Annotated in this window: 21 protein-coding genes and 1 other RNA gene; 16 read left to right on the top strand and 6 right to left on the bottom strand. The window is 69.6% G+C overall.

The features are described 5' to 3' along the window. Positions 1 to 130 precede the first annotated feature (130 nt). On the top strand, positions 131 to 1237 hold the full coding sequence (gene prfB, locus OO63_RS06070) for a peptide chain release factor 2 (RefSeq protein WP_030358420.1): 1107 nt from the start codon (positions 131 to 133) through the stop codon (positions 1235 to 1237). Between the two features lie 326 nt (positions 1238 to 1563). Then, complete coding sequence (locus OO63_RS06075; RefSeq protein ID WP_030358419.1) at positions 1564 to 2235, top strand: hypothetical protein; 672 nt, start codon at positions 1564 to 1566, stop codon at positions 2233 to 2235. A gap of 191 nt (positions 2236 to 2426) precedes the next feature. Here the strand turns inward: OO63_RS06075 and OO63_RS06080 are convergent, their stop codons facing one another. Further along, the gene (locus tag OO63_RS06080) at positions 2427 to 2618 is read right to left on the bottom strand and encodes a hypothetical protein (protein ID WP_030358418.1); all 192 of its coding nucleotides are present in this window, start codon (positions 2616 to 2618) and stop codon (positions 2427 to 2429) included. A 286-nt stretch (positions 2619 to 2904) separates the two neighbouring features. On the opposite strand from OO63_RS06080, the gene ftsE reads away from it, so the two are divergent. The 6 genes from ftsE (at position 2905) to dacB (ending at position 8662) form a co-directional block, all read left to right on the top strand. Then, complete coding sequence (gene ftsE, locus OO63_RS06085) at positions 2905 to 3594, top strand: cell division ATP-binding protein FtsE (RefSeq protein WP_016644946.1); 690 nt, start codon at positions 2905 to 2907, stop codon at positions 3592 to 3594. A gap of 35 nt (positions 3595 to 3629) precedes the next feature. Next, complete coding sequence (gene ftsX / locus OO63_RS06090; RefSeq protein ID WP_030358417.1) at positions 3630 to 4547, top strand: permease-like cell division protein FtsX; 918 nt, start codon at positions 3630 to 3632, stop codon at positions 4545 to 4547. Between the two features lie 100 nt (positions 4548 to 4647). Then, positions 4648 to 5847, top strand: coding sequence for a S41 family peptidase (locus OO63_RS06095; RefSeq protein ID WP_030358416.1), 1200 nt, complete (start codon positions 4648 to 4650; stop codon positions 5845 to 5847). An 18-nt stretch (positions 5848 to 5865) separates the two neighbouring features. Beyond that, complete coding sequence (gene smpB, locus OO63_RS06100; protein ID WP_051810593.1) at positions 5866 to 6387, top strand: SsrA-binding protein SmpB; 522 nt, start codon at positions 5866 to 5868, stop codon at positions 6385 to 6387. A 121-nt stretch (positions 6388 to 6508) separates the two neighbouring features. Continuing rightward, positions 6509 to 6878: a transfer-messenger RNA gene (gene ssrA, locus OO63_RS42835) on the top strand. 224 nt (positions 6879 to 7102) lie between these two features. Continuing rightward, positions 7103 to 8662: a D-alanyl-D-alanine carboxypeptidase/D-alanyl-D-alanine endopeptidase gene (gene dacB / locus OO63_RS06105; protein WP_078618964.1), complete on the top strand. Its 1560-nt coding sequence runs from the start codon at positions 7103 to 7105 to the stop codon at positions 8660 to 8662. Here dacB and OO63_RS06110 read toward each other — a convergent pair. Continuing rightward, entirely contained in the window at positions 8586 to 10046 is a 1461-nt protein-coding gene (locus tag OO63_RS06110) for an MFS transporter (protein WP_078618965.1), read from the bottom strand. The genes dacB and OO63_RS06110 overlap by 77 nt on opposite strands. A gap of 83 nt (positions 10047 to 10129) precedes the next feature. Between OO63_RS06110 and OO63_RS06120 the strand changes: the two genes are divergently transcribed. From OO63_RS06120 to OO63_RS42840, 7 genes are all read left to right on the top strand, one after another. Beyond that, positions 10130 to 11230: a LysR family transcriptional regulator gene (locus OO63_RS06120; RefSeq protein ID WP_234311156.1), complete on the top strand. Its 1101-nt coding sequence runs from the start codon at positions 10130 to 10132 to the stop codon at positions 11228 to 11230. A 381-nt stretch (positions 11231 to 11611) separates the two neighbouring features. Beyond that, a complete protein-coding gene (locus OO63_RS44525; protein WP_157853950.1) occupies positions 11612 to 12361 on the top strand; it encodes a hypothetical protein in 750 nt (249 codons plus the stop codon). 278 nt (positions 12362 to 12639) lie between these two features. After that, the gene (locus OO63_RS06130) at positions 12640 to 14808 is read left to right on the top strand and encodes a bifunctional polysaccharide deacetylase/glycosyltransferase family 2 protein (protein ID WP_051810595.1); all 2169 of its coding nucleotides are present in this window, start codon (positions 12640 to 12642) and stop codon (positions 14806 to 14808) included. A 243-nt stretch (positions 14809 to 15051) separates the two neighbouring features. Continuing rightward, on the top strand, positions 15052 to 15687 hold the full coding sequence (locus tag OO63_RS06135; RefSeq protein WP_234311155.1) for a hypothetical protein: 636 nt from the start codon (positions 15052 to 15054) through the stop codon (positions 15685 to 15687). Continuing rightward, positions 15687 to 16721: a hypothetical protein gene (locus OO63_RS06140; RefSeq protein ID WP_030358407.1), complete on the top strand. Its 1035-nt coding sequence runs from the start codon at positions 15687 to 15689 to the stop codon at positions 16719 to 16721. Before OO63_RS06135 ends, OO63_RS06140 begins: the two co-directional genes overlap by 1 nt. Before the next feature lie 371 nt (positions 16722 to 17092). Next, positions 17093 to 17743, top strand: coding sequence for a hypothetical protein (locus OO63_RS06145; protein WP_030358406.1), 651 nt, complete (start codon positions 17093 to 17095; stop codon positions 17741 to 17743). A gap of 85 nt (positions 17744 to 17828) precedes the next feature. Continuing rightward, entirely contained in the window at positions 17829 to 19277 is a 1449-nt protein-coding gene (locus tag OO63_RS42840; protein ID WP_234311154.1) for a PE-PGRS family protein, read from the top strand. 71 nt (positions 19278 to 19348) lie between these two features. Here OO63_RS42840 and OO63_RS06155 read toward each other — a convergent pair whose 3' ends face one another. The 4 genes from OO63_RS06155 to OO63_RS06170 form a co-directional block, all read right to left on the bottom strand. Beyond that, positions 19349 to 20173 (bottom strand): hypothetical protein, encoded by an 825-nt coding sequence (locus OO63_RS06155; protein WP_030358404.1) that lies wholly within the window; start codon positions 20171 to 20173, stop codon positions 19349 to 19351. 247 nt (positions 20174 to 20420) lie between these two features. Next, positions 20421 to 20876 (bottom strand): hypothetical protein, encoded by a 456-nt coding sequence (locus OO63_RS06160; protein ID WP_030358403.1) that lies wholly within the window; start codon positions 20874 to 20876, stop codon positions 20421 to 20423. A 75-nt stretch (positions 20877 to 20951) separates the two neighbouring features. After that, positions 20952 to 21572, bottom strand: coding sequence for a DUF1707 SHOCT-like domain-containing protein (locus tag OO63_RS06165; RefSeq protein ID WP_030358402.1), 621 nt, complete (start codon positions 21570 to 21572; stop codon positions 20952 to 20954). Between the two features lie 74 nt (positions 21573 to 21646). Beyond that, the gene (locus tag OO63_RS06170; protein ID WP_234311152.1) at positions 21647 to 22567 is read right to left on the bottom strand and encodes a helix-turn-helix transcriptional regulator; all 921 of its coding nucleotides are present in this window, start codon (positions 22565 to 22567) and stop codon (positions 21647 to 21649) included. 198 nt (positions 22568 to 22765) lie between these two features. Between OO63_RS06170 and OO63_RS47735 the strand changes: the two genes are divergently transcribed. Next, positions 22766 to 23734, top strand: coding sequence for a hypothetical protein (locus OO63_RS47735; RefSeq protein WP_033263866.1), 969 nt, complete (start codon positions 22766 to 22768; stop codon positions 23732 to 23734). Positions 23735 to 23740 lie beyond the last annotated feature (6 nt).

The following is a 23740-nucleotide window of genomic DNA, read 5'->3' on the forward strand; positions in this document are numbered from 1 at the left end:
TGGGGGAGTTTGAGGACGAGGCGCGAAGCGCCAAAAAAGGGGGAGAGGGGCGCAGCCCCATGGGCCCGGGGCGAGACGGACCCACGCCCACCGGGGGAATACCACTTGCCGCAGCCGTTAGGCTGGTGATGTGGCAGTCGTCGACGTATCCGAAGAGCTCAAGTCCCTCTCCTCGACCATGGAGTCGATCGAGGCCGTCCTGGACCTCGACAAGCTGAGGGCAGACATCGCCGTGCTCGAGGAGCAGGCGGCCGCGCCGTCCCTCTGGGACGACCCGGACGAGGCGCAGAAGATCACCAGCAAGCTGAGCCACCTCCAGGCGGAGGTGCGCAAGGCCGAGACGCTGCGCGGGCGTATCGACGATCTGGGCGTGCTCTTCGAGATGGCCGAGGAGGAGGACGACCCGGACACGCGCGCGGAGGCCGAGTCGGAGCTCACGGCGGTCAAGAAGGCGCTGGACGAGATGGAGGTCCGCACCCTCCTGTCCGGGGAGTACGACGCCCGTGAGGCGGTCGTCACCATCCGCGCGGAGGCCGGCGGCGTCGACGCCTCCGACTTCGCCGAGAAGCTCCAGCGGATGTACCTGCGCTGGGCGGAGCGCCACGGCTACAAGACCGAGCTGTACGAGACGTCGTACGCGGAAGAGGCCGGCATCAAGTCGACCACCTTCGCCGTGCAGGCTCCGTACGCCTACGGCACGCTCTCCGTCGAGCAGGGCACACACCGCCTGGTGCGCATCTCGCCGTTCGACAACCAGGGCCGTCGCCAGACGTCCTTCGCGGGTGTCGAGATCCTCCCCGTGGTCGAGCAGACGGACCACATCGAGATCGACGAGAGCGAGCTGCGCGTCGACGTGTACCGCTCCTCGGGCCCCGGCGGCCAGGGCGTCAACACGACCGACTCCGCGGTCCGCCTGACCCACCTGCCCACCGGCATCGTCGTCTCCTGCCAGAACGAGCGCTCGCAGATCCAGAACAAGGCGACCGCGATGAACGTCCTCCAGGCGAAGCTCCTCGAGCGCCGCCGCCAGGAGGAGCAGGCCAAGATGAACGCCCTCAAGGGCGACGGCGGCAACTCCTGGGGCAACCAGATGCGTTCGTACGTCCTGCACCCGTACCAAATGGTGAAGGACCTGCGCACGGAGTTCGAAGTCGGCAACCCCGAGGCCGTGTTCAACGGCGAGATCGACGGCTTCCTGGAGGCCGGAATTCGCTGGCGCAAGCAGCAGGAGAAGTAAACTCGGCGCTTTGTCGACAAAGCTGAACGAGGCAACTGTCGCCCCCCGGGCGGCAGTTGCCTTTGTTTATGGGCCTTCCGGAGCCGCCTGTGGGCTTCTTGCGCCTTTTGCGTCACAGTCACATGTCCGTACGCCGGTCAACTGTCCCCATAACGGGCATCGCGCCCGCAACGACCTTGACGGTGCTTCGAAAACTGGAAAGGCTAGCGAGCGGCATGCGTATCTCCGGTGCGCGTGTGATCCGGGGGGCCGAAGACGAGTCACCCCGTGACCGCGATCCGGGACGCTGCCTCACTGACGATTCAGCTACTGGGGGTAGCAGCCAGATGACGAAGAAGACGCGGATCCGTGTCGCGCGGATAGCCGCCGGCGCAGTGATCGCCGCGGGCGCCTCGCTGACCGCCGCCGGCGCCGCCTCGGCCCTGGATGTCGGCGTCGAGCTCGGCGGGACGGGCGCGAGCGCCTCCGCCGACGAGAACGGCATCGGCGTCGACGTCGACCTGCCGGGCGACGACGAGGACCCGGACGAGCCCACCAACCCGCCGGAGCCGACCGGCGAGCCGACCGAGCCGACGGACCCGCCCGAGCCCACGGACCCGCCCACGGAGCCCACGGACCCGCCGACCGAGCCGACGGACCCGCCGACGGAGCCGACGGACCCGCCCACCGAGCCCTCGGACCCGCCCACCCAGCCCACCGACCCGGGTGACAACGGCACGGGCGGCGGCACCGGTGGCAACGGCGGCAACGACACCGACCCCGACGGCGGCGGCTCCAACCCCGCCGAGCAGGGCGGCAAGGACAGCCTGACCGACACCGGCTCCAAGCCGGTCGAGCGAGTCTCCGACACCGGCAGCGGCAAGAACGACGGCGAGCTCGCCGAGACGGGCGCCACCGAGACCACCTTCCTGATCATCGGTGCCGCCACCATGATCGCCGGTGGCGTCGGCTTCCGCTTCCTGCCGCGCCTGGCCGGCAACCGCGGCGCCGCCGCCTGATCTGGCGGGACGCCTCGAGGGACGCGCGTGACGCGGTGCGTACGGAGTCGTACGCACCGTAGCGCGGCCTCAGGGGTCGCACGGACATGACGGAAGGGCCCGGAGCCACCTCGGCTCCGGGCCCTTCCGTGCATCTGCGTGTCCGTGTGCCCGCGCAGCGCTCCGTCGTGCTCCGCGGCGTGTCCCGTCGACTACGCGGTCTGGTGCGCCAGCAGGGCCATCGCCGTGATCAGCACCACGAGCAGCCCTATCAGGGCCGCTGGGCTGAGGCCGCCGAAGGGGCCCTCGTGCTGCATCCGCTCCCGGTTCGCCCGGCACACGGGGCAGCGGCCCTCGCTCACAGGCGCCGCGCAGTTCGCGCACACCAACCTGTCATAGGTCATGCGCTTCTCCTCCCGCACAGTCTCAGCCTGCCCAACGCTCGGGGAACCTCAACCGTTCCCCCTACCACTGTGCCAGCTTCCGCGGAATTCGGCGCGGCCCGCTGTCCGGCCCCGGTTGACGCCCGCCCCGCCCTGGCCGTCGAGAGCCGTCACCGCGCCCCCGGGCGCCCCATTTGTTCCAGGTCGGATCCGCAACAAACCGCGCAACTCAGGACGCCGACTGCGCGGCCCCTTCCGCTTCGCGTATGGTCACGCTCACCTACCCCCGGCTACCCGTGGTGCATCCGTGATCCGATTCGACAATGTGTCCAAGGCCTATCCGAAGCAGAACCGCCCGGCACTCCGCGATGTGTCGCTGGAGATCGAGAAGGGCGAGTTCGTCTTCCTGGTGGGGTCATCCGGCTCCGGAAAGTCGACCTTCCTGCGGCTGATCCTGCGCGAGGAGCGCACCAGCCACGGCCAGGTGCACGTCCTGGGCAAGGACCTGGCCCGGCTCTCCAACTGGAAGGTGCCGCACATGCGCCGCCAGCTGGGCACCGTCTTCCAGGACTTCCGGCTCCTGCCGAACAAGACCGTCGCCGAGAACGTGGCCTTCGCCCAGGAGGTCATCGGCAAGTCGCGCGGCGAGATCCGCAAGTCCGTGCCCCAGGTCCTCGACCTCGTCGGCCTCGGCGGCAAGGAGGACCGGATGCCCGGCGAGCTCTCCGGCGGTGAGCAGCAGCGCGTGGCCATCGCGCGGGCCTTCGTCAACCGGCCGAAGCTGCTGATCGCCGACGAGCCCACGGGCAACCTCGACCCGCAGACCTCGGTCGGCATCATGAAGCTCCTGGACCGCATCAACCGGACCGGCACCACCGTCGTGATGGCCACCCACGACCAGCAGATCGTGGACCAGATGCGCAAGCGCGTCATCGAGCTGGAGAAGGGCCGCCTGGTCCGCGACCAGTCCCGCGGCGTCTACGGCTACCAGCACTGACCCGGCCGATCCCCCTGATTCATTGAAAGGCCGCCATGCGCGCCCAGTTCGTCCTGTCGGAGATCGGCGTCGGTCTCCGCCGGAATCTCACGATGACCTTCGCGGTCGTCGTCTCCGTAGCGCTCTCGCTCGCCCTCTTCGGTGGCTCGCTGCTCATGCGCGACCAGGTGAGCACGATGAAGGGCTACTGGTACGACAAGGTCAACGTCTCGATCTTCCTGTGCAACAAGGCGGACGCCGAGCAGGACCCCAAGTGCGCCAAGGGCGCCGTCACGAACGAGCAGAAGGACCGGATCCTCACGGATCTGAAGAAGATGCCGGTCGTCGACACGGTCCAGCACGAGACGGCGGACCAGGCGTACAAGCACTACAAGGAGCAGTTCGGCGACTCCCCGCTGTCCAGCTCGCTGACGCCGGACCAGATGCAGGAGTCGTACCGCATCAAGCTGAAGGACCCGGAGAAGTACCAGGTGGTCGCGACCGCCTTCTCCGGAAGGGACGGCGTGCAGTCCGTGGAGGACCAGAAGGGCGTGCTCGACAACCTCTTCGAGCTGCTCAACGGCATGAACTGGGCGGCGCTCGCGGTGATGGCGCTGATGCTCGTCGTCGCGCTGATGCTGATCGTCAACACGGTGCGCGTATCGGCGTTCAGCCGTCGCCGTGAAACCGGGATCATGCGGCTCGTCGGCGCGTCCAGCTTCTACATCCAGATGCCGTTCATCCTGGAGGCGGCGGTCGCGGGCCTGATCGGTGGCGGGCTCGCGTGCGGATTCCTGCTCCTCGGCCGGTACTTCATCATCGACCACGGCCTGGAGCTGTCGGAGAAGCTCAACCTGATCAACTTCATCGGCTGGGACGCGGTGCTCGCCAAGCTGCCGCTGGTGCTCGCCATCGGTCTGCTGATGCCCGCACTGGCCGCGTTCTTCGCCCTGCGCAAGTACCTGAAGGTGTGAGACGGCAGGCATCTCCCGCTCCTTGGGGTGTGAGGAGTGCCTCGGGCGCCGTGCGGTCAACCGGCCGTGCGGCGCCCCCCGTTGTCCTAGACTCACCGACATGTCAGGCCCTGATTGGCACGCCGAGCCCCGCCGCATCCGCCGCGGGGCGGCCCTGACGTTGGTCTTCGCGAGCGTCCTCGCCACCGGCGCGGCCACCGGATCCTGGTCCGAGGACGCCGAGGAAGGCCGGAACAAGGCAGCCCCCTCGACCCGCTCGGTCTCCGCCACCCGCGACGCGCGAAGCCCCCGCGACACCCACCGGGACCCCGCGGACGAGGCCGCCGACGCCGCCGCCGAGGCGATGGCCGACGGCAAGTCGGGCAAGAAGGCCGCCGAGGACGTGGTCAGCCGCAGCGGCGACCGCTGGTCGTCGGTCTACTCCCAGGGGGAGTACCGCGAGTTCGAGCAGTCCCTCGACGGTGCCTACACCGGCGTCGGCCTGTGGGCCCGGCGGGAGGCCGACGGCAGGATCGAGGTGTCCCGGGTGCAGCGCGGCGGGCCCGCCGACCGGGCCGGCATCCACGAGGGCGACAAGCTCACCGCCATCGACGGCAAGGACGTCACCGGCCGCCCCGTCACCGACGTCGTGTCCCTGCTGCGCGGCACCCGCGCGAACACCCCGGTCACCCTCGGCCTGAAGCGCGGCACGCGCGCGTGGACGGAGACCCTGCGCCGCGCCCGCCTCTCGACGGACTCCGTGACCGTGACCCGGCTCCGCGGCGGCGCCGTGATGATCAAGGTCGCGGCGTTCACGAAGGGCTCCGGCGAGGCCGTGCGCAGGGCGGTGCGCCGGGCCCCCGCGGGCGCCGGGATCCTGCTCGACCTGCGCGGCAACTCCGGCGGCCTGGTCTCCGAGGCCACCACGGCCTCCTCCGCGGTCCTCGACGGCGGCCTCGTCGCCACGTACGACGTCCGGGGCAGGCAGCGCGCGCTGCACGCCAAGCAGGGCGGCGACACCGAGAGACCCGTGGTCGCGCTCGTCGACGGCGGCACGATGAGCGCGGCCGAGCTGCTCACCGGGGCCCTCCAGGACCGCGGCCGCGCGGTCGTCGTGGGCTCAAGGACGTTCGGCAAGGGCTCGGTGCAGATGCCGAGCAAGCTGCCCGACGGCTCCGTCGCGGAGCTGACGGTCGGGCACTACCGCACCCCTTCGGGGAAGGCGGTCGACGGCCGGGGCATCACCCCGGACCTGGAGGTCGAGGACGGTGCCCAGGAGCGGGCCGAGACAGTATTGAGTGGCCTCGGACCCCCCTCGTAGTGCGAAAATGGCCGCACTATGGCGAAGGAAAAGGTAAAGCGCAAGGCCGCCAAGGCCAACGAGAAGGCACCCGCCCGGAAGATGGTCGCGCAGAACAAGAAGGCGCGGCACGACTACCACATCCTGGACACCTACGAGTGCGGCCTGGTCCTGATGGGCACCGAGGTCAAGTCGCTGCGGATGGGCCGGGCGTCCCTGGTGGACGGCTTCGTGCACATCGACCACGGCGAGGCGTGGCTGCACAACATCCACGTCCCCGAGTACGTCCAGGGCACCTGGACCAACCACTCCGCCACGCGCAAGCGCAAGCTGCTGCTGCACCGGGCCGAGATCGACAAGCTGGAGTCGAAGTCCCAGGAGACGGGCCACACGATCGTGCCCCTCGCCCTGTACTTCAAGGACAGCCGCGTCAAGGTCGAGATCGCGCTCGCCAAGGGCAAGAAGGAGTACGACAAGCGGCAGACGCTGCGCGAGAAGCAGGACACCCGCGAGACGAACCGGGCGATCTCGGCGGCCAGGCGGCGGCAGGGGATCGGCTAGCCGCCGGTTCGGCGGGCCGCCGGGAATTCGCTGGCACCGTCGTGCGTTGGTCACGTACGATGGTTCATGCCCCGCAGGTGACGGGGCAGCCCCCTCCTCGGAGGGTTTGAAAAATCAACATGGGGATGATCGGTTTCGACAGCGGATGTCGAAGCAGGGGAAGCGTGTCGAGGAAGCGGCAATGATCTCGTTAACCATATGTCGCAACCAATAATCGCCAACACCAAGCGCGATTCCTTCGCCCTCGCTGCCTAAGTAGCGACTTGCGAAGTGTCAGCCCGGGGCTGTTCCCGACCCGGATCCTGGCATCAGCTAGGGAACTAAACTTCTAGACCCGGTCACGGGGTCTGGGAGGAAATCAAACAGTGACTGAGCCCGTCGGAGACTTGTCCACGAGATCTCCGGGGCTGAGAAAATCGCAGTGGACTGCACACGGAGAAGCCCTGGTTCCGCACCGTTGGACGCGGGTTCGATTCCCGCCATCTCCACGAAGTCGACAGGCGACGTGTGCCCGCGGACAGCGCGGGCCACGTCGCCTTCGTCGTTTCTGCGCGGCTGCGCCGCGCGTTGCGGGGGCTCCGCCACCCGCACCCCCCGACGTGGGCTCGGCTGGGCCAACGCGACATACGTGACCGGTGTGGGGTCTGTCGCCGCGCGGTGGCTTCCGGGATGCTCCAGGGTCATGAGAAGACCCGTGAGACGCGTCCATCACCGTATGCGCCACTGGATCTGGCCCGCCGTGCTCGGCCTCGCCGTGGCCTCGCTCTCGGTCAGTGCCCCGGCCGGGGCGGACTCCGACCGGAGCGGGCTGCCCGAAGCCATCGACACCATCCTCGGGGACCCCCGCATGGAGGGCGGCGCGGCCAGCGTCGTGGTCGCCGACGCCGAGACCGGCAAGACCCTCTACCAGCATCTGTCCAGCGGGCGCCTGATGCCCGCGTCCAACACCAAGATGCTGACCTCCGCCGCCGCCCTGGAACTGCTCGGCCCCGACCACCGCTTCCGCACCGACGTGCTCGCCGCCGGCGACCGGCACGGGCCCGTCCTCAAGGGCGACCTGTACCTGCGCGGCACCGGCGACCCGACGACGCTCGCCAAGGACTACGACAAGCTGGCCGCCGACATCGCGGCCAAGGGCATCAAACGCGTCTCGGGGCGGCTCGTCGCCGACGACACCCGCTTCGACGACCGCCGCCAGGGCGACACCTGGGGCGCCGACGACGAGTCCTCGTACTACGCCGCGCAGATCTCCGCGCTGAGCGTCGCCCCCGACACCGACTACGACACGGGCACCGTCATCGTCGAGGTGGCGCCGGGCGCCGCAGCCGGGGACAAGCCGCGCGTCACCGTGACCCCGAAGACCGACTACGTAGACATCGATCTGCGCGCGAAGACGGTCGCCGCGGGCGGCGGCGACACCGTCGCCGTCGAGCGGCAGCACGGCAAGAACACGATCACCGTCACCGGCGACGTGCCCGTCGGCGGCTCCACCACCAAGGAGTGGATCACCGTCTGGGAGCCGACCCGGTACGCCGCCGCGATCTTCCGGGACGCGCTCGCCGCCCACGGCGTGAAGGTCAGCGGACCGACCCGGGCCGGGATCGCGACCCCCAAGGGGGCGCGCGAGCTGGCCGCGCACGACTCCATGGAACTCAGGGACCTGCTGATCCCGTTCATGAAGCTGTCCAACAACATGCACGCCGAGTCCCTGACGAAGGCCATGGGGCACAAGGCGACCGGGCGGCCCGGCAACTGGAGTGACGGCATCGCGGCCATCAGCGGCTATCTGAAGACCGCCGGGGTCGACCCGGGCAAGCTGCGCCAGGTCGACGGCTCCGGACTCTCCCGCAAGAACAACGTCGCCGCCGACCAGTTCATCAAGCTGCTCCGCTCGGCCAAGGGCGAGCCGTGGTTCGCCGACTGGTACCGGTCGCTGCCGGTGGCGTGCGACCCGGACAAGTTCGACGGCGGTACGTTGCGCACGCGCATGTGCGGGACACCGGCGGCGCTCAACGTGCACGCGAAGACCGGATCGCTGACCGGCGCGTCCGCCCTCTCCGGGTACGTGACCGACGCGGGTGGCCGTGAGCTGGTCTTCAGCATCGTCCTCAACAACTACCTGCCCTCCTCGGTGAAGGCCCTGGAGGACGCCATCGTCGTCACCCTCGCCAAGTCCGACGAGGACAGGGCCGTCCTGGTCAGGCCTCGGACGGAGCGCGGGTCCGGGCAGAGCGGCGACGTCGAGTGCTCGTGGCGCAAGCCCGCACGCTGCTGAGCAGCAGCGCGCACAGCGCGGCGGCGACCGGCACGGCGTAGGCGGCGGCGGGGCTCACATGCTCCGCCGTCCAGCCGCCGCCCGCCGCGCCGCACGCGATGCCCCCGAGGAGGCCGGTCACGGCGAGGGTCATGGCCTCGTTCAACTGCCCCTCGGGGGCGTACCGCTGCACCAGTGTCATGCCCGTCACCATCGTCGGGGCGGTCGCCATCCCGGCCACCAGGAGCGCCCCCGCGAGCACGACGAGCGAGCCGGTCGCCGCCACGGCGAGGAGCGGCAGCGTCATCAGGACCGCCATCGCGAGGCCGCACAGGACGTGCCGCCGGTCCGGGGAACCGCTCGGCCGCAGCGCTCCGTAGACGAGCCCCGCCCCGCACGAGCCCGCGGCCTGTAGGGCGAGGACGACACCCGCGGCCGCCTTGTGGCCCCGCTCGTCCGCGTACGCGATGGTGGCGACCTCCATGGCGCCGAAGACGGCCCCGGTCGCGAGGAACACCACGAGCAGAGAGGGCATCCCGCGGGTGCGCAGCGGCGACTTCGGCCTCGGCGCCTTGTCCGTACGCTCCCGGACCGGGGGTTCCGTGGTGCGCTGCGCGGCGAAGAGCAGCACACCGGTCAGCAGCAGGACGGCACCCACGAGGGTGCCCGCCTGCGGGAAGAGCGCCCCGCACAGGAACGCCGCGAGCACCGGGCCGAGCATGAAGCACAGCTCGTCCGCCGCCTGCTCGAAGGAGTTGGCGGTGTGCAGCGCGTCCGGCTCGCCCTTGAGCAGATGCGACCAGCGCGCCCGCGACATGCCCCCGGTGTTCGGGGTCGTGGCCGTCGCCGCGTACGAGGCGAACAGCGTCCAGTCCGGCGCCCCGAAGCGCACGCACAGGAGCAGCGACAGCGAGCCCAGCACGGCGAGGACCGTGGCGGGCACGGCGACGCGCGCCTGCCCGTACCGGTCGACCATGCGGGCCGTCCAGGGCCCCACGACGGCGGTCGCGGCGAGCCCGGTGGCGGTGACGGCGCCCGCGAGGGCGTAGGAGTCACGGGCCCCCGCGATCATGATCACGGCGCTCACGCTGAACATGCCCATGGGCAGCCGGGCGATGAGGTTGCCGACCGTGAAGGCGGTGGCGCCGGGTATCGCGAAGAGGCGGGCGTAGGGGTTGCGGGGGCGGCGGGTACGGGTGCGGGGGGCCTGTTGCGGTGCGGGGGTGGGCGATGTGGTGGGCGAGGGGGGCTCCGGGGTGGTGGGTGCGGTGGGTGTGGCGGATGCGATGGGTGCTGGGGATGTGGTGGATGCGACAGACGTGGCGGACGCGACAGACGCGGTGGATGCGACAGACTTTGCGGACGCGGTGGGTGCGGTGTGGGAGTCGGCAGGGGCCTCGGGCATGGCTTCAGCCTCGCCGCCGCGCGCGGGCGGGGTCCAACACCTTCTGGAGGCCGATTCACGCGCCTGGGTTGTAAGTTCGCGGGATGACAGAACCGCCGCCCGGGGAGCCGTCCGTGCCCGCGACCAGGCCTACGTCCGCCTCCGACCCGCCGCCCGCCTCTCCCTCGTCCGGGGGGCCGCCGCCCGCTTCCCCGCCGCCCGCCGTCCCCCGTGACGTGGACCCCCGCCTCCTGCGTGCCTTCCTCGCCGTCGCCGAGGAGCTGCACTTCACCCGGGCCGCCGCCCGCCTGTACGTGGCCCAGCAGGCACTGAGCCGGGACGTTCGACGGCTCGAACGGGAGCTCGCGGTGGACCTGTTCGCGCGGTCGACGCGGCAGGTGACGCTGACCGCCGACGGCGAGCGGCTGCTGCCGTACGCGCGGCGGGTCCTCGCGGCGCACGACGAGCTGTCGGCCGCCTTCGCGCGCGGGAGCGCGGCCGCGGCGCTCCGGCCGCTGCTCGTCGACCTCAACAGCCCCGGTCTGGTCTTCGGCCGGATCCTGGACCGGGCCCGTGAATTGGCGCCGCAGTGCGAGCTGATGGCCCGCTTCGAGAGCGGTCTGACCGGCGCCGCCGCCGAGATCGTGGCGGGGCGTCTGGACGTGTCGTTCGGCCGGTTCGCCGGACTGCCCGAGTCCGTACGCGCGGGACTCGGCCACCAGCCCGTGCGGTACGAGCCGATGGCGGTGCTGCTCCCCGTCGACCACCCGCTCGCGGGGCTCGACACGGTGCCGCTCGACCGGCTCGCGGGCGAGCGCGTCTACGCGGGCGCGGGCAACGAACGCACCCTGGAGTGGACCGATTTGGCGCGCCGCCTCTTCGACGGCCGCGGCATCGAGGTCGCGCCGCCCGCCCCGCTCGCCGTCGGCCCCGAGGAGTTCGCGCGGATCATGGCGAAGCACCGCAACCCCGTGCTCGCCGTCGTCGGCTTCCCCGAGCTGCCCGGCTGTGTGCTGCGGCCGCTCGTCGACCCCGTACCGCTGTCGCCGGTGTCGCTCGTGTGGCGCCGCGGTCTGCGGCACCCCGGCCTCGACGCGCTGCGCCGCGCGGCGGCCGAACTCGCGGCGGAGGAAGACTGGCTGAACCGACCGGCGGACGGATGGATTCCGGCCACCGATGCACTCATCATGATGATTCAGGACTGACGTAAAACCACGGTTGTCACCGGCGTGCGCTACATTCGGCTTCCGGGTGCGGTGTGATAAGGGGGGCGCCTGGATCGGGTGGGGGCCCGATCCGGACGACGAGTGCCCGGTACGTCGTACGCGCCCGCATCACGAAACCCGTGGGGGGTGTGCGTACGCATGGAGAGCCGACGAGAAAACGGGTCATCGAGGCCCACAGAAGGTCATTTCGGGCCCGATGGCGACCGGCCGGAGTGGTCGGGCGGACTGCCCGCGCCGACGCACGACCCGAACGAGGTCACCGTCCAGATCGACGGCGTCGGCCGGTGCCTGGCGGGGGAGTCCGGCGGCTCGACGGCCGGTGGTACACGCGTCATGCAGGGGTTTTCGGACACCCGGAGCGTGGCTGATACACCGGTGTTCGTCGACGAGACCGGCCGCAGGAGCAGACGGTATCGCCGGATCGGCGCGGCCGTGGGCCTTCTCTGCGCGGGATACGCCGTCGTCATGGCCGCCACGCTCGTCTCGGGGAACTCCAGCGCGCCCTGGCTGCCGGTGCCCGACCCCAAGGACGAGCAGCCCGCGAGCCAGGTCGACACCCCTGAGCTGCCGACCGAGCCGGCCGCCGGGCCGACGGCACCCGCCACCGGCGGCGCCGCGCCCAAGTCGCCTTCCGCTTCTGCCTCCACGCCCCCGTCCACGTCCACGGACGCACGGTCCGGTGACGGCGGGGCGCCGGGGGCGGGCGGTGAGCCCGGGCGTTCCATACCGTCGGCGCGGGGCGGTGACGCGGCGGGTGGGTTCGAGGGCTCCTCGGGGTCGCGTCCCGCGCGCGAAGGCGCTGGGCCCGGCGGTAAGTCCGGCTCGCGTCCGGGTGGGGGCGGCAGCGCCACGGGGGCGCCCGCGCCCGGCGGTGACGCCACGGCTCCCGGGGCGGATCCGGACGGCCGGGGCCCCGCGCCCACGGAGGAGAGCGGTCCGCCTGTGGCTCCGCCCACGGGAACGCCGGACGGTGGTGGCGGTGGTGGCGGTGGTGCCGAGGGTGGCGGTGGTGCCGGGGCGGATGCGGGTGGTGAGGCGGGGGCCGGGGTGCGAGCCGTGGCCGACGGGCGGGTCCAGGGGGACGGGGTCGCGGAAGGCGTACGCGCATGAACTTCCGTTCCGGTGGGCGCGGGTCGGTCGAGGGGGCGTCCACTTCGGCTTCCGTTTTCGCGCAGGTGTCTGCTCCTGGTCCTGCTCCTGGTCCTGAGCCTGCACCTGGTCCTGCACCTGGTCCTGGTCCTGGTCCTGCGCCAGCTCCTGCCCCGGCCCCCGCTCCCGGCGAAGGCCGAAGCCCAGCGCGCCCCCACCGCAGGCGCGGACACAAGACCACGCGCCCCCGCCCTCGTCCCCGCTCCCGTGTGCGTTTCCGCCCCCGCCCCCGCCTCCCGATGCGCTACCTCCTGCCCGCACTCCTCCTCGTGGCCCTGATCGCCATGCTGATGCTGCGCGGCTACGTACACAGCGAGATCCAGGCCGACCACCGGGTGCGGCCGCCCGCGGCCACGGACCAGGTGCCGAAGAAGATCCTCCAGGGCGGCCCGGTCATCGACACGCGCGACGGCCGGACGCAGTCCCTGCGCGTCCCCGACCACCGCCTGGTGCTGACCTTCGACGACGGCCCCGACCCGGAGTGGACCCCCAAGGTCCTCGACGTGCTCGCCGAACACGACGCGCACGCCGTCTTCTTCGTCACCGGCACGATGGCCTCGCGCCACCCCGGCCTGGTGCGCCGCATGGTCGACGAGGGCCACGAGGTGGGCCTGCACACCTTCAACCACCCGGACCTGTCCTACCAGTCGAAGGACCGCGTCGACCGGGAGCTGTCCCAGAGCCAGCTGGCGCTCGCGGGCGCGGCGGGCATCCGTACGTCCCTGTTCCGGCCGCCGTACTCGTCGTTCGCCGACGCCCTGGACAACAAGTCCTGGCCGGTCACCCGGCACGTCGGCAGCCGCGGTTACCTCACGGTGGTCACCGACACCGACAGCGAGGACTGGAAGCGCCCCGGCGCCGACGAGATCGTCCGCCGCGCCACGCCCGCCGACGGCAAGGGCGCGGTCGTCCTGATGCACGACTCGGGCGGCGACCGCTCCCAGACCGTCGCCGCGCTCGACCGCCTCATCCCCCGACTCGCGGGGCAGGGCTACGAGTTCACCAACCTCACCGAGGCCCTGGGTGCGGGCACGACCGGCGCGCACGCGCGCGTGGAGGGCCTCGAGCTGTGGCGCGGCAAAGCCTGGGTGCTCCTGGTCGGCGCCGCGGAACACACCACGGACGCCCTGGTGATCGGCCTGGCCGTGGTCGGCGTGCTGGTCATCGCCCGTTTCGGCCTGATGCTGCTGCTGTCGGCGGCGCATGCCCGGCGGGTGCGGGGGCGGGACTTCAGCTGGGGCGGCTCCCGCAGGGGCGGCTCCCGCAGGGGCGGTTCCCGCCGGGGCGGCTCCGGCACGGACGGGGCGGCGGTGACGGAACCGGTGTCGGTCCTGGTGCCCGCCTACAACGAGGCGAAGTGCATAGAGAACACCGTCCGTTCCCTCACCACGAGCGACCACCCCATCGAGGTCATCGTCATCGACGACGGCTCCACGGACGGCACGGCCCGCACGGTCGAAGGCCTCGGCCTGCCGAACGTACGCGTCGTACGGCAGCACAACGCGGGCAAGCCCGCCGCCCTCAACCGGGGTCTGGCCAACGCCCGGCACGACCTGATCGTCATGATGGACGGCGACACGGTCTTCGAGGCGGCCACCGTGCGCGAACTGGTCCAGCCGTTCGCCGACCCGCGCGTGGGCGCCGTCGCGGGCAACGCGAAGGTGGGCAACAGAAACTCCCTCATCGGGGCCTGGCAGCACATCGAGTACGTGATGGGCTTCAACCTCGACCGCCGCATGTACGACGTACTGCGCTGCATGCCGACCATCCCCGGCGCGGTGGGCGCCTTCCGGCGCACGGCCCTGGAGCGCGTCGGCGGCATGAGCGACGACACGCTCGCCGAGGACACCGACGTCACGATGGCGCTGCACCGCGACGGCTGGCGGGTCGTGTACGCGGAGCGGGCGCGCGCGTGGACCGAGGCGCCGGAGACCGTGCGGCAGCTGTGGTCCCAGCGCTACCGCTGGTCGTACGGCACGATGCAGGCGATCTGGAAGCACCGCCGCGCGCTCGTCGATTCGGGTCCGTCCGGCCGCTTCGGCCGCGTCGGCCTGCCCCTCGTCTCCCTCTTCATGATCGTCGCGCCTCTCCTCGCCCCCCTGATCGACGTCTTCCTCCTCTACGGCCTGGTCTTCGGCCCCACCGGTCAGACCGTCCTCGCCTGGCTCGGCGTCCTCACCCTCCAGGCGGTCTGCGCGGCCTACGCCTTCCGTCTCGACCGCGAACCCCTGACCCACCTCATATCCCTCCCCCTCCAACAACTGCTCTACCGCCAACTCATGTACGTCGTCCTCCTCCAGTCCTGGATCACCGCCCTCACCGGCGGCCGCCTCCGCTGGCAGAAACTGCGCCGCACCGGGGCGGTCGGGGCGCCGCCCGGTACGCAGCCCCGTACGCACTGGGCGTGACTGGCAAGGCCCCCGACCGACACAGGCCGGTAATCATCGCTCGGCGTTGTGCGACTGTTAGGCAACAACGTCCCGCACAAGGCTTCGATATGCCCACATCTGTCCCTGTGCTGGGTAAACCTCACTCTCGCTTCGCGCAGTGCCCGTGGATAGCGTGGGGTTCACTCAAGTGAACCCATTGACCCCACTGAACCCACGTCCCACCGGGAGCTGACTGTGAACCGCCGACCTGCCTTGCTCGCGGTGGCCGCGCTGACGACTGCCGCGGCTCTGTCGCTCTCCGCCTGCGGTGGCGGAGACGGCGACTCCAAGAGCGACGACAAGATCGAGGGTGCCGGATCGACGGCGAGCGAGAAGCCGTCGCCGTCAGCGTCAGAGGCGGCCGATCGATCCGACCGGCCGAAGGTCGACATGCCCAAGGGCGTGAGCAATGTCTTCGAGGGTGGGTCGACCGGAGATGCGAAAAAGGACGCCGTCCTTGAGGACAACGCACGGAACCTTGACGCCATCGACGTCGCGATCACTGTGGGTGGGAAGTCTTCCCAGAAGGCGCTCAAGTTCTACAACAGCGGCAAGGCTCTCATCGCCACGGCCTCGTACATCCAGGGCTACTACGACGACGGAAAGAGCTACATCGGCGCCACGCGCTACTACGACCGGCAGGTCACGTTCCACGGTGCGAGTGAAGCGACCGTGACGTATTGCGCCGACGCGACGAAGACGTATCCCAAGGATCGCAAGACCGGCAAAGTCGACAGGTCCATCCCTGCCTCTGCCAACGACTACACCTTCTTCAACGAGCGCCTGAAGAAGAACGCCAAGGGCGTTTGGCAGTCGGTCGATGTCCTGTCCGAGACAGGAGCGAAGAAGTGCATGTGATGCGTCCGAGGGGGACCACCAAGCTGGCCGCGATTGCGTTGGCTGCGGTGGTTACGGCTGCGCCCGCCACTGCTTACGCGGCTGGTGGCGAGGGAGGCCCCAAGAATCAGCGTGACAGCTCCAGTTCACGGGGCGGTCTGCAGAACGGCAAGATCAACGTCGAGACGAGGGTCCAGACGAAGGTCAACGGCAGTTCTGGCCCTGCCAAGGCCGGGAAGCTTTCGTCTGTCGACGGCGACTGGACCCCGCCCGCATGCTGGTACGAGCCTGCCTTCTCACCCAAGGAGATCGAAGCCAGAGTCAAGGCGTGGCGGAAGGTGAAGTTCTTCGGCATCGGGGACTTTGTGGGCGACGTCTTCGACGCGTACTACAAGGACGGCGATCCCTACAAGGACTACAACCTGGACAAGCAGGGTGAAGGGATGTTCTGGGCTGCGGCCATCAACCCCAACCGCAAGGATGACCCTGAGGCCAACTCCTGCGACAAACTGCCGTTCTGGGTGCCCGAAACCGAAACCCCCAAGGAACCTCAAGCCGTAACTCCCAAGATCCTCGCCGAATACGCCTACGATGAACTCCCGCTTCCGGAAACCGAGATCACGATGGCGCCCGAGGGCGAGACGAAGGTCAACCTTCCTACCTGGATCTGGCTCGACAAGGCCAAGTTCAGGAAGGTGTCGGTGACGGCCAGCCTTCCTGACACCAACATCTCGGCCACGACAACCGCCGAGCCGGTCTCGCTGAAGATCAACCCAGGTACCAAGGACGCTACGACCTACCCGGCCTCTGGTGAATGTCCCATCGTGGACGGCCGGATCGGTGAGCCGTGGGCGAAGGGCAAGTCCAAGAAGACGCCGCCGTGCGGAGTGAAGTACCTGCGGTCGTCGGGCGACGGGTCCTACAAGCTCAACGCGACCGTCACTTGGAAGATCACCTGGACGAGCACGACGGAGCCCGGTGGCCGGCTGCCCGACGGCGAGTTCGGCGCTGACCAGAACGTCGTCGTCAAGGAGATCCAGTCCGTCAATCGCTGAGGCGTGAATTCCTAAGCGCACGGCCGCCCCGGCCACATGAGCCGGGGCGGCCGTCTTGTGTGGCTGAGATTTGCCGAAGTGTGCCAGTACTGAAGTCGCAATCGGGACTTCAAGCAGCCTGGAATGGGCTTCAACCGGGCTCGTGTGCATATGGCCTATGATCGAATTTCGGCCTTGTTCGGCTGGAAGTTCAAGCCTGTAGCGCATCAATTCAGGCTTGATCCACCACGGTAGAGACAGACGGCTACGGTGGTGCAGTCGGTGATGCGCGACGGAGAGGAGTGAGCGTGGCGTTCGGAAGGCGTGGGGCGCGGGAGGGCGGGGGCGGGGTTGGAGAGGAAGCGCCTGTACCCGCGGTCGACTGGGCTCACGTGCGAGAGTTCACCATCGGAACCGTCGAGCGTCCGGTCACGAAGAAGCGCGCTCGTCCTGTGCGCGGTCCGTGGGCCATCCGCGTCCCCAAGGGCGGGGGTGAATCCAGGGTGTTGGCGCCGTGCGCCTATGCCGCCAAGGTCGCGCCTCCCGCACCGCCTTCTGCCATGGAGACCTGTCTGTATGAGGATCCCGAATCGCAGCGGCTACTTTGCTATCTGGTGGAGGAGGAGCGCGAGGGTGGCGAGCGCTGCTACCGGGTGTACGACGCGGCTGGTGAGGCGATCGGTGCTGTTCGGCGCATTCCCCCGTTCCGCAAGCCTTTGAAGCACACTTGGCGCATCGAGCAGCCCGGACACCCGGAAATCGTGGGGCGCAACGAGTGGGCCAGCGGGGGCGCCAAGCAGATGGCCGATCGGGCAGCCGGCAAGGTCCTGACGGGGGCGCTGAACAGCCTGACCCACGTCGTGCCGTCCGGCGAGGGCGCCACTTCTGGCAGTGGTGGTTCACAGCGTCAGAGCCGAAAGCTGGAGTGGTGGTCCGGTGGTGAGCTGGTCATGGTCTCCCAAAGCATCAAATCACTCAAGGTGAAGGTGGATTGGCTCGACCGTCGCCTCGCTTTTTCATTTGCTGTTCTCGGCGACACATGAGAATGCGAGAAGTTTCAAGAAACGATGGGCGAGGGGCTCGCTCGCAAGCTCAGGGGGCTAGGTGCGTAATGTCAACCCAGACGATATGGAGCAGCTTTCCAAACTTATCGATGGCAGGAACGGCTTAGGAGACAAACTCAAGGAAGCGTTCACCCGGGCATCGAACCTCGGAGTGACCTCCAAATTGGCGACTCTCAGGTCTCTGGACACCTGGGTCACTGAGCAGGGGCCAGATCTCCGCAAGCGCGCGGCGCTCGTCCGACTTGACAGTGGTGATCCTGAGGCTGGCCTGCGCTGGGCCGGTTTCACCACTGAGGATCTGAAGAAGTACGAGGGACAGGGGCTCACCCCCGATGTCTTGCTTCTCGCCAACTCTGTCGCCGCCAGTGACGAGCCCGACTCGAAGGGGTTCGCACGCCAGGACGGTGAGGCGATCGTCGACTGGATCGACCGCGTTAAAGCTCATGCGTTGGCGAAGATGCCAGGCCTGCAGCCGCACGAACAGACCATTCAGACCTTGGTTGGGCTCTTTGGTGACTGGCAGAGCGTGACCCACACCGCCAGTGTCGTCACCTTCCAAGGTGCCGCGCTGACCAGGGTAGTGGCCATGAATTCGTTTATGCGGCGCGCGCAAGGCGTGGTGAATCGGAGCGCGCACCTGCGTTACTTGAAGGTCCGCGCAGGTGCGGCCTTTCGCGGCTCTCCTCACGATGGAGTTCGCAATTTTGGCAGCCAGCTCGTCAGATGGCGATGGCAGCCCGCGATGCAGTCGTTGGCCGCGCCGGGAAGCTGGTTGCCGAGCAAGATCGCAATATGGGCAGGAGCCCCACGCAATATTCCTCTCGTCAGTGGGCAGATCGACGATCTAGTCGGCACGCGCTATGACACGGCCCGCCGTCTGCGTTTCATGAACTCCCCCGTCTGGCGAGGGGTCACTGCGAACAACGTCATCAACGGCATCGTCGGCAATGACACGCTCGCTGCGCGCTTCGGGGGCACGACCCACGCAGGCGAGGCGGTCACCCGCGCCGGGCAGGCCAACCTCTTCAAAGTGGGCAAGGACATCTTCACCCGAGGCCGCGCAGTGGGCTGGGGACGAGGGATGGCGCTGGTCAAGGGATTGGCCGGAGCCGGAAAGGTCTCGGGTGCGCTGCGTGGCGCGGGCATCGTCGGCGGTGTCACGTCGACCTATCTCGCCGGTGACCAGCTCTACCACCGGGGCTTGCCGTGGAAGCACGGCAATTTCAGCACCCGCCAGAAGGGCGCGAGGTATGTCGCCAACGTCGCCGAGGTCGGCTTCCACGCCTCGCTCACCTCGGCGACCGTCGCGCCCAACCCCTATACGGTCGGTGCCACCGTCGTGTTCGGCGGTGTCTACGTGGGCGCCAAGGCCGTCGAACACTGGGACGGCATCAAGAAGGGGGCGGGGAAGGCGGTGGACGAGGTCGGCGACCGGGCCAGGGAGGCTGTGAGAGACCCCGTCGGGACAGGGAAGAAGATCGGCCGCAAGCTCAATCCGAAGAACTGGTGGTAGGGGAACGGGATTGGGCGTGACTCTGCCGTTTACAGTGGCGCCCGATCCCGTCAGCGTCTTCTGTCAGCGAGTCACGCGTCGATCATGTCTTCCTTGTCCGGGAGCAGGTCCGTGATCTTCTCCCAGATCTTGCCGTTCCTCGCGCGCACCAGGCACAGTTCGCTCTCCGGTCCGACCTGGCCCTCGACGATGGGTTCCTCTGGCTTCTCCCGGACCCAGTAGCCGCGCGTCCCGCAGTCCCAGACCGCCAATGCCCTCACCATCGCTGCCCGTTCGCCCTCGTGCGTGCCGTCCCAGGCGGTGGTGATGCGCCACATCGCGTTCATGGCCATGACGAGTTCGGTGAGTTCGGTCAGCTCCGGCTCCTTGGGGGTGCCGGCTTCGGTGAGCGCCTTTCGGATGAGGTCTCTGGTCGCGGCCTCGTCGCCCGCTCCCTCGTCGAGAGCCGAGAGGGCGGCGTCGAGGGCGCCCATCGTCGTCTCGATGCGGGAGACGTCCGACTTCGTCTCGTCGTCGGCCTGCAGGTTGACCATGCGGGCCAGCTCCCAGACGAGGCTGTGCGGGGCGATGGGTGTGTACTCGGACTCCTCTTCGCCGGGCCAGCCCTCGTGTGCGATCACGGCCTCCTGGCCGACGATGACGCCGTGGTTGATCGTGCCGTGTTCACCGGTGACTTCGACGGTCGCCAGGACCAGCGGGGAGGCCAGAGCGCTGAGGAGATCCCTGAGGATCGGCGCCAGTTCGCCCTCCTCGCCGACGAGGCCGATCTGCCCGAGTTCGCCGAGCGAGGGCCACAGCTCTTCGGGCGGATTCTCGCTGTCCAGGAGATGGGCGAGCACCGCTATGTGGCGATCGGCCAGCCGGAAACGGGCCCGGGAGCTGTCGTAGGAAGGCATGGAGGGTAGCTACCTCAAGTCTCTCGTGGCGAGGCCGCCGGAAATCCGTCGGCGACGCGGGGCAACCTCTTCTGAGCGCTCGTGGCGTCGGCCCAGCTGTCGACTTCCGTGGTCGGTACACGGCGCTTCGACCACCGTATGGCACTTCGCTTTCCGGGGCGTACGGGAGCCGTCAGGCCGGTGGAGTTCCACGGAGGCCGCCCCCGGCTGTGCGTGTGCCGGGGGCGGCCGGGTGAGGCCAGGCCGCCTAGGGACCCGATGGGGCGTACACGAGCACGGGAACGTCGGGGGCGAACGCGTTCACGGCTTGTTGCAGTCGTTCCGGGTCGAGGTGCCAGAGGTTGATGGGGCGGCTGGCGAGGAGGAGTTCGTATTCCACGTGTGGGGCGGTTCGTTCGGCTGATGTCTGCGTCATCTTGCTGTTCGGTCCGGGAAGCTGCGGAGCCCCAGGCCGACGGTTCAGGCCGATGTGGTCGATGCCCTGGCCGGCTGCCCGCTGATGCCACACGACCACGGACGTGATGTCCGCCCACGGCACGAAGGCCTTCTGTTTCTCGTACTTGGCCGGTGCGCCGCCGAGCAGTACGCCTTCACTGTCCACGCGGAGCGCTGTGAGCTGCTTCTTCCACCCCGCGCCGGAGAGCAGTTGGAGGGGAGTGCGGGTGAAGGTTGCCTCGTACACGCGGGAATCACTGTCGATCATGGGGACCTGTCCGTGCTGGGTGGGTGTGGCGTCGTTCGCGGGTGTGTGAGCAGTGGCAACCGGAGGGCTGAGGGCTCAAGCCTTGCGGCGGAGCCACTGGCTCGGGGTGCGGCGTGGTGGGCGGGCCACTATGTCGCCGCCGGTCGACCTGCCGGTCAGCACCACGCGTAGGCGGACCGGGACCTCCGGGCCGGTCACCGGGGCGATCTTGATCTCGCCGCGGGTGTAGGTGATGTCGTCGGCGTCGACCACGATTCCTGGGGCGGTCACCAGGGTCAGATTGCCGCCGATGCGCAGGTCGAGTGCGATGTGGAGGGTGTCGTAGCTGATCACGGCCTCGGTGAAGTCGAGCTTGAGGTCGGTGAACAGGAGTCGGATCTCCATCCGGTGGGGGACCAGCCAGCGGCCCGCGCGCTTGCTGTCGCCGAATCGCTGGTCGATCCGGACCACCTCGCGGGCCTGCGGCGGCATCCCTTCGAGCGGCAGGTCCGCGGTCAGCTCCGCCAGATCGGAAGCCGTGCGCGCCGCCAGCGCGGCCTCGACGCGCTCGTCCAACTCCTCGCTCGTCAGCCGTCCGTCACCCGCCGCGACCCGCAGGATCTCCACGGCGAAGTCCCGGTCCCGGTGAGACACCCGCTGCTCGGACACAGGGCGGCGGGGTGCGGAATCGTCTGTTCTGGAGAGATCGCCTGGCATGGATCCAGTGTGCTGTCGGGCTCCGGGGACCGGCAATGGCCGATCAGAAATATGGGTGATTACCCTGACGGACCTCAGGGGCGCTGTGTGGAGAGCTGGGTCAGTCGGTTCAGTGCCGCCTGGCTCTCCGCGTCCGCCGCGCGGTAGATCAGCAAGCGCTGGTCCGGGTCCTCCAGGGGCAGCAGCACCTCGAAGTGCACCGTGATCGCGCCGACCTCGGGGTGGCGCAGTGTTTTCTCGCCGCGGCCGTTGACCTTGATGTCCTGCTCCGGCCACAGGCGGGCGAAGTCCTCGTCCCGGGTGGCGAATTCGGTGATGAGGTCGGTCAGGGCCTGGTCGTCGGGGTGGGTGGCCCAGGCGGCGCGCAGGTGGGCCACGCCCTCGCGGAGGGTGTGTTCCCGGTCCTCGTAGAAGTCGCGCATCGGGGGGTGGAGCAGGCACAGCCACAGGGCGTTGCGGTGTGGGGGCGGGAGGGTGTCGAAGTCCGGGAGCAGGGCGGCCATTTCGGGGTTCCAGGCCAGGATGTCGTAGCGGTGGTTCATCAGCATGGCCGGGTGCGGGGACAGGTCGGTGACCAGGTGGGCCAGGGGTGCGGGCGCGGTGGTCGTGGGCTTGTCCGGGGCGCCGGGGTGCTGCTGGGCCAGGTTGAAGAGGTAGGCGCGTTCGGCGGGAGGCAGGCGCAGGGCGTGTGCCAGGGCCTGGACCACCTGTGCGGAGGGGCGCAGTCCGCGGGCCTGCTCCAGGCGTACGACGTAGTCGGTGCTGACCCCGGCCAGTTCGGCGACCTCTTCGCGGCGCAGGCCGGGGGTGCGCCGGGCCCGGCGGCGCCCGGGCAGGGCGAAGTCGTCCGGGTCCAGGCGCTCACGCCGGGTGCGCAGGAACGCGGCCAGCTCCTGGGCCGGGTCCAGAGGGTGGGGCGGGGCCGGGGCGCGGGGCGGGGTCAGAGTGTGGGGCGGATCCGGGGCGCGGGTCGGGTCCAGGGCGCGGGGCGTCACGGTCCGTCCAACGGCCGGAGCCGGGTCCGCATTCCCCGAAGCCTCCGGCGTTACGGCGTTACGGCGTTACGGTGCCACGGCGCCGTGGCGTCACGCCGTCACGCCGTCACGACGCCACCACACCGCCCCCCGCCATGTGACGCAGTCGTTCGGATTACGGATGTGGCGCCCGCCCCACGGCGATTAGGCTCACGCGCTATGACGCAGCCTCCCGGCCAGCCGCCCCAGGATGGATTCGGCGCCCCGCAGCATCAGCCGAACCAGCCCCAGCCGCCCTTCCCCGGCCAGCCGCCGGCCGCCCCGCCGCAGCCCCCGGGGCCGCAGCCCGGCTACGGCTATCCGCAGCAGCCCCCGCCCCCGCACGGAGCCCCGCCCCCGGGACCGTACGGCCAGCCGCAGGGCCAGGACCCGTACGGCCAGCCCCAGGGCCAAGGCCCCTACGGCCAGCCCCAGGACCCGTACGGGAACCCCCAGGGCCAGACCCAGGCCATGCCCCCGTACGGCCAGCAGCCCCCGTACGGCCAGCCCCAGTTCGGCGGCGCCTACCCGCCGCCGCCCCCGGGCGGCGGTGACGCGAAGAAGCGGAACATGATCATCGCGGTCACCGTGGCCGCGGTCCTCGTCATCGGTGGCGGCGTCTTCTTCCTCGTCAGCGGCAGTGACGACGACAAGGACGACAAGAAGAAGCCGCAGGCCGACAAGAGCGCGTCCGACAAGGTGACGCCGGGTGCGCCCGCCGAGCCCTCCGACGACCCCACCACGGACGCGCCCTCGCTGCCCTCCACCGAACCCACCACCGGGATACCCAGCACCCCGGGCGGCGGCGGCATCGGCGGCGATGACGACGACGGGCCCGCGCCAAGCACCGGGTACAAGGGGCAGTGGCAGAACGAGAAGCTCAAGACCCTCACCATCGCCGACAAGCAGACGACGGGACAGGCCGCGGGCAAGCACATCGTGTCCTACCTCGACCCCGGCGGTGACGGCATGTGCACCGGGCTCGGGCAGGACCGCGCCGGGGGGAAGTTCCGGCTCGCCCTGAAGTGCGGCAGCGGGACCAACGAGAAGTTCATCGGCGCCGACCTGTCCCGTTCCGGCGACTCCGTCGTCATGGACTGGGACAAGGGCGGCTCCGACACCCTCAAGTGGGCCGGGGGCCTCGACTGACCCAGG

This window comes from Streptomyces alboflavus (assembly GCF_000716675.1).
GTDB classification, from domain to species: domain Bacteria; phylum Actinomycetota; class Actinomycetes; order Streptomycetales; family Streptomycetaceae; genus Streptomyces; species Streptomyces alboflavus.